This window comes from Lysinibacillus fusiformis, from assembly GCF_016925635.1.
GTDB lineage: Bacteria > Bacillota > Bacilli > Bacillales_A > Planococcaceae > Lysinibacillus > Lysinibacillus fusiformis_F.
Genome location: NZ_CP070490.1, coordinates 2420154 through 2433191, shown reverse-complemented (window position 1 = coordinate 2433191; position 13038 = coordinate 2420154). Strand labels below are relative to the sequence as shown.

The following is a 13038-nucleotide window of genomic DNA, read 5'->3' as shown; positions in this document are numbered from 1 at the left end:
TTTGTTGTTCAAGCATAGGATATATGCTTTATATTAATGGTCATCGCTCACTTTATGAGCCATGTAAACCATTGTTAACATTGTGAAGATAAAGGCTTGGATAAAGCCGATGAAAATTGAGAAACCTTGCCATGCCATCATAGGAACGATTGCCCCGATGAATCCCACAGCACCTGATGATGCTAAACCTGCAAGTAAGCCAAGTAAAATCTCACCCGCGTAAATGTTACCGTAAAGACGTAAACCTAATGTTAATGTGTTTGCAAATTCTTCTACTATTTTAAGTGGGAACATGAATGACATTGGTTTGAAGAATGTACCAACATAATGACCTGTACCCTTCATTTTAACACCATAGTATTGCGTTAAGACTAAAATCATCGCTGCCAACGTCATCGTAACTGTAGGATCAGCTGTTGGTGATTTCCACCATAGCTCATGATCATAGACGATAGAGAATGGAAGACCTAATAAGTTAGATACTGCGATAAACATAATTAGCGTAATGGCTAGAACGTGGAATCGTCCACCAGTTTTCCAGTCCATGTTGCTTTTAATAATATTCTTAACGAAATCCATAATCCATTCCATAAAGTTTTGCATACCAGTAGGTTTTAACTTTAGGCTTCTAGTTGAAATAAAGGCAATTAAAAATACGATAATTGCTGCAACTAGTAACATCATAACTGTCGATTTGTTAAATGTTAAAAAACCGACTTCTAGTAACGGAGCTTCATGATTCATTGTTATTTTTCACCTCTCTTTCTAATTTAAAGCACATTAGCGGTTCCTTACATGTGACACAATTCTCTCGACAAAGAGAAAAACGTACGGAATCATTAGCCCTATAACCGTGCTAATTAAGTGAAAATAGTTTGGCAACGAAATGGCTATTGCGACTGCCGCAACACCTGATCCAAAGCGAAGCGCTGTACCAAGTGAGCCTATTTTCTTCCCTTCACTAATGGATCTGTCAAACTTCTCCATACGACGAACTAAGATCCAAAAATTATACGTACCAAAGAATGCACCGACTGCGATGCCCGCAAAAACAGTTTGATAGGGGGTAAATCCCCAGCCTAATGCGCAGAGTGCAAGCAAAAAAAATAACGCCCTCTTCTGCACAGCAAAAATGTGATGCAAATCTAGCATTGGTTGTAATCTCCTGAATCATTTTTTCGAGTAATGAAAACGTTTGCTGACCACTATGTGAAATCAGAAAAGAGCAGTGAAAAGCACTACTCACAGCGGAATAGTAATGGGAGAGTCATTTCAATTACAGGTGTAAATGCCCAAAAAAATAACTTACACCCCTTACCGACTCGGTAAAAACCGAAACGCACAAAACGTTGCAAATCGACAGTTTTATTTTGAACTGTCAATTTAGTAGAAAGTTGATATAACAAGTGTTTCAACGTCCTATTTATGAACAGAAACCCTTATCATTCTTACCCTTTGTAAGCATACAATAGGTGATATTTGAAGTCAATTGGTAAAGGAGAAAAACTTCACAGCCTCTATACTCTTGTCAAATTGTTGACAAATTTGTGTATGAAATTTCATAGTTTCAAAATTTCACAACCTTCTCACGCATAAAAAAAGCTAATTTACGACAAGATTATGCTCGTAAATTAGCTTACCCATTTCAATAGGTACATTAGACTTATTTTTAATATAAAATATAGTATATTAATTAGTTTTTTGTAAAAATCCTAGCAATGCCTCCACAATACGCTTAGATGCATGCCCATCGCCATATGGATTTGATGCTTTAGCCATTGCTTCATAGGCGTTTTTATCTGTTAGTAATTCCTTTGCTAAAGCGTAAATCGTTTCCTCTTCCGTTCCTGCCAGCTTTAATGTTCCAGCTGCAATCCCTTCTGGACGTTCTGTCGTATCTCTAAGAACAAGCACTGGCTTCCCTAATGAAGGAGCCTCTTCTTGTACACCACCTGAGTCCGTTAAAATCATATATGAATTTGCCGCAAAGTTATGGAAATCAAATACTTCAAGAGGCTCAATTAAATGCACTCGTTCATTATCCCCTAAAATTTCATTTGCAATTTCTCTCACAGCTGGATTCATATGCACTGGATAGACAACTTGAACATCCTCATGTTCTGCTAGTATTCTGGTGATCGCTTTAAACATATGGCGCATTGGTTCACCAAGATTTTCGCGACGATGTGCCGTTAATAAAATCATGCGATCTTCACCCATTTTATCTAATACAGGATGTGTGTAGTGTTCACTGACCGTTGTTGCTAATGCATCTATTGCAGTATTACCTGTAACAAAAATCGTCTCAGAATTTTTATTCTCATCTAAAAGATTCTTTTTAGATACTTCTGTTGGCGCAAAATGTAAATCAGCCATCACACCTGTTAGTTGACGGTTCATTTCCTCTGGATATGGTGAATATTTGTTCCATGTTCGAAGTCCCGCTTCTACATGCCCTATAGCAATTTGGTTATAGAACGCCGCCAAGCTAGCAATGAAAGTCGTCGCTGTATCACCATGTACCAACACGATATCTGGCTGTGCTTCTTTCATTACTTTATCTAAACCTTGTAATGCGTTTGTCGTTACATCGATTAATGTTTGGCGATCCTTCATAATATTTAAGTCATAGTTTGGTGTAATTTTAAATGTCTCTAGTACTTGATCGAGCATTTGGCGATGCTGTGCTGTTACAGTTACAATGGATTCTATTTGCTCAGGATACTTTTGCAACTCCAAAACAAGAGGAGCCATTTTAATTGCTTCTGGTCTTGTACCAAAAATCGTCATTACTTTCCATTTCTTTGTCAAAACGATCTGCACCGTCCTTTTTGTTATTGTATGCAAAGGTCAATCCTCCCCATTGATGCTAATCAAGAGGAGGAATTACTTACCTACACATACTATGAAACGCCCTTCAATTTGAAGGACGCTTTCACAAGTTATTAGTTTCCTAAATGAGGAAACTTCATGTATTGATTTTTATTTTGTACCGAATAAGCGGTCTCCCGCATCACCTAAACCTGGTACAATATAGCCATGATCGTTTAATTTTTCATCAAGTGCAGCAATGTAAATATCTACATCCGAATGTTCTTCTTGAATAGCTTTTACACCCTCTGGTGCAGCGATTAAGCACATGAATTTGATGTTTTTAGCTCCACGTTTTTTCAGTGAATTGATTGCTTCCACTGCAGAACCACCCGTTGCAAGCATTGGATCTACAATGATGAAATCGCGTTCTTCAACATCTGCAGGAAGTTTTGCGTAATATTCAACTGGTTTTAATGTTTCTGGATCACGATAAAGACCAATATGACCAACTTTTGCAGCAGGGATAAGCTTTAATACGCCATCTACCATGCCGATACCCGCACGTAGAATCGGTACAATCGCAAGTTTTTTACCAGAAAGTACTTTTGTTTTTGCAATTGTTACAGGTGTTTCAATTTCAATTTCTTCTACCGGCATATCGCGTGTAATTTCAAATGCCATAAGTGTTGCCACTTCGTCTACTAGCTCACGAAATTCTTTTGTTCCTGTGTTCTTGTCGCGAATATAAGTTAATTTGTGTTGGATTAGTGGATGATCAAATACATAGACTTTGCTCAAAGGGATTCTCTCCTCACCGTTCGGATTCATTTTTATCTCAACTAGTATAACAGAAAAAAGGAGTCGCCTCAAAAATAAATTTAGGACGACTCCTTTTATCATCTATTCTTTTGTCAAAAATAAGTTATTGATCCAGTATTATATCTAATTGTTCAATTGGCATTGGCTTAAAATAGAAGTATCCTTGTCCTACTGTACAGCCTAGCGCACGTAAAATTTCAACCTGTTCCTCCGTTTCTATGCCCTCTGCCACTGAAATCATCCCTAAATTTAATGCTAACTGAATGATAGAGCGAACAATAGCTAGTGTTGCGGGATCTTCAATAGCATTGATAAAGCTACGATCAATTTTTAATTCAGCAAACGGTAGTTGTTGCAAATAGCTTAACGAAGAAAAGCCTGTTCCAAAATCATCTACTGACGTTTTAAAGCCATAGCTCTTTAGCTCTTGAATTATTTTATAGGCAGATTGAAAATCTACTAAACCAATATTTTCTGTCACTTCTAAGATAATATAGCTAGGGTCAATATTATACTTCCGCACAAGTTTCAGCGTATCCTGAACAAAGTGTGTGTAGTAAAAATGATCAGGTGAAATATTGACAGCTATTTTCACTAATTTCTTTCCCAAGCGTTGTCGGTCCGAAAGCCATGTGAGCACCGTCTCTAAAATAAGCACATCAATTTCTCGAACCTTGCCAGCACTCTCTGCCACAGGAATAAAGACTGCTGGCGAAACAAATCCTAGTTTCGGAGAAATCCACCTTGCAAGTGCTTCAATACTTTGAATCTCTCCATTGCGTAAATCGACTTTAGGCTGTAAATGGACTGTAATTTCTTTATTTTTGATGGCTTCTGACAAATGATTTAAAACCGTCATCTTCTGTACAAGCACATCATTTTTCTCTGTTGTAAATATTTCGGTATGTGTGCCTGGTCTATCGATTGCAAAGGATAGCGCATTATCTGCAAAACGGATCGCATCATTAATATTTGTATCATCATTATATGAAGCAATTCCTGTTTTTAATGTAATATAGATTTGCTTTCCTCCTATAATAAAGGGCTGGCGAATCGTTTCTTTTATTCTCATCTCATAATCATGCAAATTTTCTTTCAGTGACATTGTAGTCATAATCAAACTAGAACTTGTAAATCTTGCAACATACTCATTATTTTCCGACTTGTCTTGCTCAAGACGTTTGGCAAGTTGTCTTAAAAGTTCATCACCAATTTCACGGCCGTACAGTTCAACTACTTGATGAAATTCACTTGGTTTTAATATTTTAATAAAGCCGCTTTGTCCCTGTTGAGCTTCTCGTTCAATCGTATTAACAAAGCTGTGACGATTAGGTAGACCTGTTGTAATATCTGTATAGGCTAAATCCCAAATTTTTTTCTGCGTCCTTGCATACGAAAAAGCCAATGCAACAAGTGCCCCCATTTTCCGAAACATATTTTTAAACGTTTGGTCACTTTGTGTTTTTTGGCTAAATATCGAAAAAACACCTATCACTTGCCGCTGTTGATTGCGTATAGGTATAAACCATCCATGCGGCTTTTTAGCTAGCGAAGCATATTGCTTATGTTCTATAGGAATATTCACTTCATCTAAATTCTCTATAAAAGTAGACGTTTCTGATTGCATAACCTTGTTAAAGAAATCATTGTTTGCACAACATCTTGGTATGCTCTCTGTTTGATTATCTCCTGTGAAAACTTGTAATTGATTTACTTCTGTTTTTATGAGCACCATACTCGCAATATTTGGCATAAAAAATTCATTGAGACCGTTACAAATAATCTTCATCTTCTGCTCGAAGGTAAACTCCTTCTCAATTGCCTTGTACATATCATTTTCTAGACGCATTAAGAAGTCTTCCGTATGATAATACGTAACATCCTTCACAAATACTAAAACAAATTGCGTTATATTTGCATCATTGCAAAATGGTAGTGCTTGTATTTCTGCCCAAAAGGGAGGTTTATTGATGCCGTTATGATTTAGCTTTGCCTGCACCATTATGCCGTTATGTATTTTTTCTTTAATCATTTCAATGGTTGTCTTTTTTTCGTCCATAGATAGCCATGAAAAATAATTAGTATTTAGAATTTGAGAGCGTGAAGCATTAGTAAGCATACAAAAAGAATCATTACACTCTAATATGCAATGATGATTTGTTGCATCAAAAATAACGTAGCTTTCTTTAGAATTATTCCCTAATTTGCGAATGCTGTTTAATAATACATCATAATCTGTGTTTAACGATTTAGTGACCATCCAACCCCTCCTTTTCTATCACTTCAGCTCATTTCCATTGTACATAAAATTTAATTAAATTTTCACTTTTATTAAAAAAAACTTCTTTTCTAGGACACTATCTGTCCTCTGCCTACTATAATATATCCCTTTATACCGATTTAATGTAAATTTATTCAAAAATAAGGGGATTATTCTACTTTATTAGAAAAAAGATGTTTTTTACAGTTTAATCCTTCGTTTACAAAATAAAAAGCTGTATTTAAAGTAAAATTTGTACTTTAAACACAGCCCTATTATTCTATTGATTATGCGTATAGTGGATGCTTATCTGTTAATGCTTTCACACGATCTTTTGCATCTGCTTTAACTGCTTCATCTTCAGGGTTTTTAAGAACTGCTGCAATAATTGCTCCTACTTCTTTCATATCTTCTTCTTTAAACCCACGAGAAGTAACAGCTGGAGTACCAATACGAATTCCAGAAGTAACGAACGGAGATTCAGTATCGTAAGGAATTGTATTTTTATTTGTTGTAATACCCACTTCATCTAGTGCATGCTCTGCTACTTTACCTGTTAAACCAAGAGATTTAACATTTAGAAGTAATAAGTGGTTATCTGTACCACCAGAAACAATTTCAACACCTTCAGCAATTAATACTTCAGCTAAAGCTTTTGCATTCGCTTTAATTTGTTTTGCATAGTCTTTAAATTCTGGTTGTAATGCTTCTCCAAATGATACAGCTTTAGCAGCGATAACATGCATTAATGGACCACCTTGAATTCCTGGGAAAACAGATTTATTTAGTTTTTGCTCCCATTCCTTTGAAGCAAGGATTAATCCACCACGTGGTCCACGTAATGTTTTATGTGTCGTTGATGTAACAAAGTCAGCGTATGGTACTGGTGATTGGTGTTCGCCAGCAGCAACAAGACCAGCGATGTGCGCCATATCCACCATGAAATAAGCACCTACTTCGTCTGCAATCTCGCGGAATTTAGAGAAGTCAATTTCACGTGGATAGGCAGATGCACCTGCGACAATAAGTTTTGGTTTATGTTCTAAAGCTTTTTGACGTACATCTTCATAATCAATCACTTGTGTATCTTGTGTTACGCCATACTCAACAAAATTGTATAGGATACCAGAGAAGTTTACTGGAGAGCCGTGTGTTAAGTGACCACCATGAGAAAGGTTCATACCAAGCACTGTGTCTCCTGGTTCTAAAATTGTATGGTAAACAGCCATGTTTGCTTGTGCACCAGAGTGTGGTTGTACATTTGCATATTCTGCTCCGAAGAGTTCTTTCACACGATCACGCGCAATATCTTCTACTACGTCTACATGTTCACAGCCACCATAGTAGCGTTTACCAGGATAACCTTCAGCGTATTTATTTGTCAGTACTGATCCTTGCGCTTCCATAACTGCTTCGGATACAAAGTTTTCTGATGCAATCAATTCAATATTTGCTTGCTGACGTGTTTTTTCTGCAAGAATTCCATCTAATACTGCTTTGTCTTGTACTGCTAATTTTTCATATGCCATGTTTGAAAAAGCCTCCTAAAGTATCATTATTTATCTATACCACTAATAAATAGTAGTAATTATTTATATACTGCACGTTCTCCGCCAATTAGCTTTGGACGTGTTGTTGCAATCGTTACAACTGCTTCTCCTACCATTTTTACCGATGTTCGAACTGGAACAGCTACTGCTTTCAAATGCATACCGATTAATGTTTGTCCAATATCAATACCTGCATGTGCCTGTATTGTTTCAACAATCACTGGGTTATCAAATTGCGTATAAGCATATGCTGACATCGAGCCGCCTGCCGTACGTACTGGGACTACCGCAACTGGATCATAGCCAAATTTTTCAGCTGTCGATGCTTCCATAGTAATGGCACGATTTATATGCTCACAACCTTGGAATGCTAAATGCAATTGATGCTTTGTTGCAAATTCTTGTAACGGCTCAAAAATGGCTTCTGCTATTTCCAATGCGCCCGCTGTGCCAATTTTCTGACCAATCACTTCAGATGTAGAGCACCCTACTACAAAAATTGTATGGGGTCGTAACGTTACCTGCTCTTCAAATTCACTGAGTAACTGAGTCAAATGTGTTCGTATTTGTTTTACAACCATTAAGCTCAGCTCCTTCATCTATATCCATTAAAATCATGCCATATATGACATCCTCTACGAATGCCATATATGGAATAACAAAATCACTATTGCTCTAGTTCAGTAATTTTTTCAATGCGGCGTGTATGACGGCCGCCTTCAAAATCTGTTTCTAGCCATGTTTGTACGATTTCACGTGCAAGGCCTGGACCAATAACACGTTCACCCATCGCTAAAATATTTGAGTCGTTATGGCAACGCGTTGCCTTGGCACTAAATACATCATGTACTAACGCACAACGAATGCCCTTAACCTTGTTAGCGGCAATGGACATACCAATGCCTGTGCCACAAATTAAAATACCTTTATCAAATTCTCCGTTAGCAACACCCTCAGATACAGGTTTTGCATAGTCTGGATAGTCTACTGAATCCGCAGATTGTGGACCAAAATCTTCGTAGCTAATGTGAAGTTCATCTAATAGCTGCATAATCTCACGACGTAAGTTATTGCCTCCGTGATCAGAAGAAATTGCTATTCTCACTGGGTTCCCTCTTTTCGAATTATAGTCAACCTTAGTGTACCACTTCTTTCTGAAGAATAACATGATTTTTCTTGTATTTTTACGCTGATTTCTCCCGAAAGACGAACATTAATTGTATATTAACACAAAAACATTCACTTTTAAACCTATATTTTTGTGGATAATGTGAATATCATGTTAATAAGTTCGGATAATGGTCTTTTGTTGTAATATTCCATCTTCTGAAGTTTTTTTAGCTTTTTACTTACAGTGGACATAAATTGCCCTTTAATAAAAAAGGCTATACATAAATCCGATTTTTCATCGCATTTACGTATAGCCTATAGCACTATGCTTGTCTATCAAATTGTTGAATCATTTTATGCAGTGCTTCCGATTGCTTTTTCAAACTTTGAGCTAGATGCTCTACCTGTTCAATTGCGTAGGCTTGCTCTTCAGCGGCACTACGAACTTCCTGTGCACCTGCTGACGTTTGTTCCGCAATGGCAGCAACTTCCTGTGATTGTCGCGCTGTCGTTTCAATATTATGCATTTGCTGTTCGATTAAAGAAGAAATCTCAACAATTGATGCTGCCATTTCATGTACATTAGAAGCCATATTTTCTACTGCTGTCGTTGTTTCAGAAACTCGATCGGCTTCCTTTGTAGCAAAGGCCACTTGTTCGTTCATTTGTTTCACAACTACTTCTACATTTTGCTGCATGGATTGAATTAAAGCTGTAATCCCTTGCACAGCTTTCGCACTTTCATCAGCCAAACCACGAACTTCCTCAGCTACTACCGCAAAGCCCTTTCCATGCTCCCCTGCACGTGCAGCTTCTATAGAGGCGTTTAGTGCCAATAGATTGGTTTGTGCCGCAATGTCACCAACTAAGCTAATTATACGTTCTACCTGTCCCGCATTTTCTTCTAGCGCATGAATGCTCTTTAATGCTTCACTATTGCCTGTCGCAATTTGTTGAATACTATTCACTAATGTTTCAATGGCTTTTGTTGTCGTCGATAAATTATGTAGAATCTCTTTCGTTTGTGATGCTGATGCCTCTGCTCTACTATTTACTTCTGTTGCAAGCGTTCTTACATCTTCAATTGCTTCAGCAGTATCTTGTACAGCTGTTGCTGATGCTTCTGCTCCAGTAGAAATATGCTTTACTGTAGACGCAATACCCTCTGCCTTTTTTGTTGCCACGCCTGCCTCATCGGATAGCTGAATAATTGATTGATTTGTTTGTTGGAAGTTATGATCAATACTTTCCACCATTTGGCGCAAGTTTAACACCATTTGTTGGAATGCCTCTGCAACTGATCGAATCTCATCATTTGTATTAGGCATTTGGACATCCTGCCCTATTTTTCCTTCTGCCACAAGTGTTGCTGAATGCTCAAGCTGCTGTAATGGCTTGATGAGAATTACACTTAAAAAGGCAGCTAGTATACCTGACCATGTTATGCCTAACGCGTAAGTAATCACTTCAAAAACTTTCCTGTTAGTGTCAGGGAAGAAGGTAGGTTGTAAAAACTCAATGAATATAAAACTGACACTGTAGGTGATTAGCGCAAGAACACTAACAAATAATACCAACTTTAGTCGTAAACCAAATTGTTTTTTCATAGGACCCCTCAATTCTTTTCTAGTTTTTGTATTAATTGATCAACCAGTTCCTTTAATTCTGCAAATGTTGCTTCGTAAATTACTCTATTACCACCGTAAGGATCCCCTACATTTTCCAGACTGCCCTCATTTGTATACTCTTTCAATGTAAATACTTTATGTTCAGCTTCTGGATAATTAGAAATGACGGTATCTTTGTGAGCAGTCGTCATCGTTAAAATTAAGTCTGCCCAGTCCATTTCAGCTTTTGACAATTGCGTTGCCAAATGCTGATGAGACATTTGGGCTTCATTTAGCACTTGTTGTGCATGTGCTGACATTTGTGCATTAGGCATCGCATAAATACCTGCTGAGCGCACGTCTACATTGTTTATTTGTTTATGTTTTAAAATAGCTTCTGCCATCGGACTGCGACAAGTATTGCCTGTACAAACAAATAATATTTTCACACTTATCACTCTCCAGTTTAATCTATTGTTGAATAGCTAGAATACTCATGATAATAAATATAATGCCAGCAACTACTTGAATTTTATTGCCAAAAAAGACTTGGCTTCTACGTGCAATGACTAATGACCCATATGCACAAATTAATGCACTTAAGCCTGCACTCATAATAAAGATTGTTTTTTCTAAGTTAAGCATACCAAAAGAAACACTAACTGAAAAGGTATCTAGGCTTGCAGTCACTGCTAAAAGTACAGGTGAAATTGTTACTTTTTCATCTCTATGAGAAAATAATAGTAAATGTATACCGATACAAAATAATAAAATACTTGAAATCCATTGTCCCCATTCTAATAGAAATTGAACTAAATAGCTTCCTAATTCAAATCCTAGTAAAGGGAAAAGCATATGCAATGCAGCCGTCCATAATGATAAAAATAATCGATATCTAACATTGGGCAGCAAAACATATAGACCAATCACATCAACAGACGTTAATATACCTGCAAGAATTCCCTGCAAGAACGCACTCCTTCGCTCCCTAATATTTTATCATTTTATGCTCGAAAATACATTATTATCATAGTTGTTCACTATTGTTTTTCATTTTTAACGTATAATAATTAGACAAAAAAAGACAAAAAACATCAGGTTGTTCAATGTCTTTTGTCTATAATGACTCTATTATTCTTTACAATGAATACCATTTACCTCCAGAGGCTTTTTCAAGTCTATTCATAATAGCTGCTCCAACTCCTTCTATTGAAGTAGTTGTTGCTAATATAACGGTAGCGGTAGTTTTATCACATGCTCTTAGTGCATTGTATAAGGCCGCACCCATTTCTTCTTTACTTCCAGCTTCACCAATCGAAAAGTAAAAATCAGCCTTGATCTTCTCAAAATTCACAGGTGCAAGTAGCGCTACGCTATGTCCATCACTCTGTAATTGCTGAACTGCTTCACTGACTTTCTCAACATTACAATCTATTAAATATACTGGAGCATTTGGTGCATAATGTGTATACTTCATTCCTGGTGCTTTAGGCGTTGTTTCTAGCTTCTGTTCTATTTTAGTTGGTTGAATAACAGGGCCAATCTTAGCTTCAAGCATTTCCTTTGTAATGCCGCCTGGACGTAAAATTACTGGAGGTTCATGTGTCACATCTAACACAGTGGATTCAAGCCCAATTCCGGTAGAACCTCCATCTAAAATATAAGGTATGTACCCTCCTAAATCATCTAATACATGAACTGCTTCTGTAGGACTTGGCTTTCCACTACGATTAGCGCTCGGTGCAGCTAGCGGTTTTTGGAGCTGTTGCAGTAAGGCAAGTGCTACTGGGTGGTCAGGCATCCGAATGCCCACTGTTGATAGCCCAGCTGTGACACTTTTAGCTAATACATTTGGCTTCGCTGGCATCACAAGTGTTAATGGTCCTGGCCAAAATAAATCCATGCATTGTTTCGCTATGTCAGAAATATCATCGATATAGATTGCTACTTCCTCTTTTGTACCTACGTGGACAATTAAAGGATTATCTGAAGGTCGACCTTTCGCTTCAAATATCTTTTTAACTGCCAGATCATTTGTGGCAATTGCTCCTAAGCCATAAACCGTTTCTGTCGGAAATGCGACTACCTCTCCTGCATTTAAGATATCCACAGCTTGTGTATAATTAATCTGACTATTCACATTACTGTCCACAACCTTACAAACGGTTTCCATGATTAATACCTACCTTCAATTATTCGTTTTTACTGAATTATCCACATATTGTTTATAACTTATTAAAAAATGTGTATAAGTTGTCTGAATTTGTGCACAATTCATCCAAAAATCCCTTTAATCCATTCCCATATAAAGAATGTTACTTGCTCTTTTTCTTCCTCTACTTCTTCTTTTACCTCTTCTTTATCCGGCTCACAAATAGATGGGAAGATACTGCACCACCAGTTATCCCCACGCGCATCACCAATCTTCACAACAATGGATTGATATACATTTTGTGGATAAAGTACAGCACCTTGTCTTTTCGGTGGGAATAAGTTATCCCCAACAACAACCTGTGTATCTAATTGTGGATAATTTTCGCTCAGTTCAGCTTCAATTTGTTGTTTTAACGAAAGAATTTGCTCATTCCCTACAAATCCAGCGGTAGTCACTTGCAGAAAGTAAGGCTTTAAATCTTGGACAAGCTGCTGTTTCTCTAGCTGATCTTGTGCAGTATTACTGTTTGCAATAACACGTATACGAAAATCTTTTTCTTGCTCCTCATCGGAAGATTCCTTCGCAAAACCTACTAATGATGGAATATATAAAACACATAACTGTAAAGCAATCGCAATTAATAATAGTCTAGCAAAAGCTAGCAAGATATTTTGTTTAGGTAATCTAATAATCTTGTATTCGTTTAACATAAAAATCCCTCCT

General features: G+C 37.2%; 13 protein-coding genes. All 13 read right to left on the bottom strand.

Annotation, left to right across the window (positions count from 1 at the left end; translation table 11 throughout):
* Positions 1 to 33: 33 nt before the first annotated feature.
* The 13 genes from atpB to JTI58_RS11860 all read right to left on the bottom strand — a co-directional run bounded on the left by atpB (position 34) and on the right by JTI58_RS11860 (position 13025).
* Positions 34 to 744, bottom strand: coding sequence for a F0F1 ATP synthase subunit A (gene atpB, locus JTI58_RS11920; protein WP_205446847.1), 711 nt, complete (start codon positions 742 to 744; stop codon positions 34 to 36).
* Positions 745 to 780: 36 nt separating this feature from the next.
* The gene (locus JTI58_RS11915; RefSeq protein ID WP_004269472.1) at positions 781 to 1152 is read right to left on the bottom strand and encodes an ATP synthase subunit I; all 372 of its coding nucleotides are present in this window, start codon (positions 1150 to 1152) and stop codon (positions 781 to 783) included.
* Between the two features lie 537 nt (positions 1153 to 1689).
* A complete protein-coding gene (gene wecB / locus JTI58_RS11910) occupies positions 1690 to 2811 on the bottom strand; it encodes a non-hydrolyzing UDP-N-acetylglucosamine 2-epimerase (protein WP_279381331.1) in 1122 nt (373 codons plus the stop codon).
* 171 nt (positions 2812 to 2982) lie between these two features.
* Positions 2983 to 3612, bottom strand: coding sequence for a uracil phosphoribosyltransferase (gene upp / locus JTI58_RS11905; RefSeq protein ID WP_008180557.1), 630 nt, complete (start codon positions 3610 to 3612; stop codon positions 2983 to 2985).
* A gap of 124 nt (positions 3613 to 3736) precedes the next feature.
* Positions 3737 to 5893 (bottom strand): sensor domain-containing protein, encoded by a 2157-nt coding sequence (locus JTI58_RS11900; RefSeq protein WP_205446845.1) that lies wholly within the window; start codon positions 5891 to 5893, stop codon positions 3737 to 3739.
* A gap of 287 nt (positions 5894 to 6180) precedes the next feature.
* Positions 6181 to 7422, bottom strand: a complete 1242-nt coding sequence (gene glyA / locus JTI58_RS11895; protein ID WP_205446843.1) for a serine hydroxymethyltransferase — start codon at positions 7420 to 7422, stop codon at positions 6181 to 6183.
* A gap of 59 nt (positions 7423 to 7481) precedes the next feature.
* On the bottom strand, positions 7482 to 8024 hold the full coding sequence (locus JTI58_RS11890) for a TIGR01440 family protein (protein ID WP_205446841.1): 543 nt from the start codon (positions 8022 to 8024) through the stop codon (positions 7482 to 7484).
* Positions 8025 to 8110: 86 nt separating this feature from the next.
* The gene (rpiB, locus tag JTI58_RS11885) at positions 8111 to 8548 is read right to left on the bottom strand and encodes a ribose 5-phosphate isomerase B (protein ID WP_205446839.1); all 438 of its coding nucleotides are present in this window, start codon (positions 8546 to 8548) and stop codon (positions 8111 to 8113) included.
* Positions 8549 to 8876: 328 nt separating this feature from the next.
* The gene (locus JTI58_RS11880; protein WP_205446836.1) at positions 8877 to 10160 is read right to left on the bottom strand and encodes a methyl-accepting chemotaxis protein; all 1284 of its coding nucleotides are present in this window, start codon (positions 10158 to 10160) and stop codon (positions 8877 to 8879) included.
* Positions 10161 to 10168: 8 nt separating this feature from the next.
* Positions 10169 to 10609: a low molecular weight protein arginine phosphatase gene (locus JTI58_RS11875; protein ID WP_205446834.1), complete on the bottom strand. Its 441-nt coding sequence runs from the start codon at positions 10607 to 10609 to the stop codon at positions 10169 to 10171.
* 22 nt (positions 10610 to 10631) lie between these two features.
* Positions 10632 to 11129, bottom strand: a complete 498-nt coding sequence (locus JTI58_RS11870) for a manganese efflux pump MntP (protein ID WP_205446832.1) — start codon at positions 11127 to 11129, stop codon at positions 10632 to 10634.
* Positions 11130 to 11298: 169 nt separating this feature from the next.
* Entirely contained in the window at positions 11299 to 12333 is a 1035-nt protein-coding gene (locus tag JTI58_RS11865; protein WP_205446823.1) for an L-threonylcarbamoyladenylate synthase, read from the bottom strand.
* Positions 12334 to 12434: 101 nt separating this feature from the next.
* Positions 12435 to 13025, bottom strand: coding sequence for a stage II sporulation protein R (locus tag JTI58_RS11860; protein WP_205446821.1), 591 nt, complete (start codon positions 13023 to 13025; stop codon positions 12435 to 12437).
* Between the last annotated feature and the right edge of the window lie 13 nt (positions 13026 to 13038).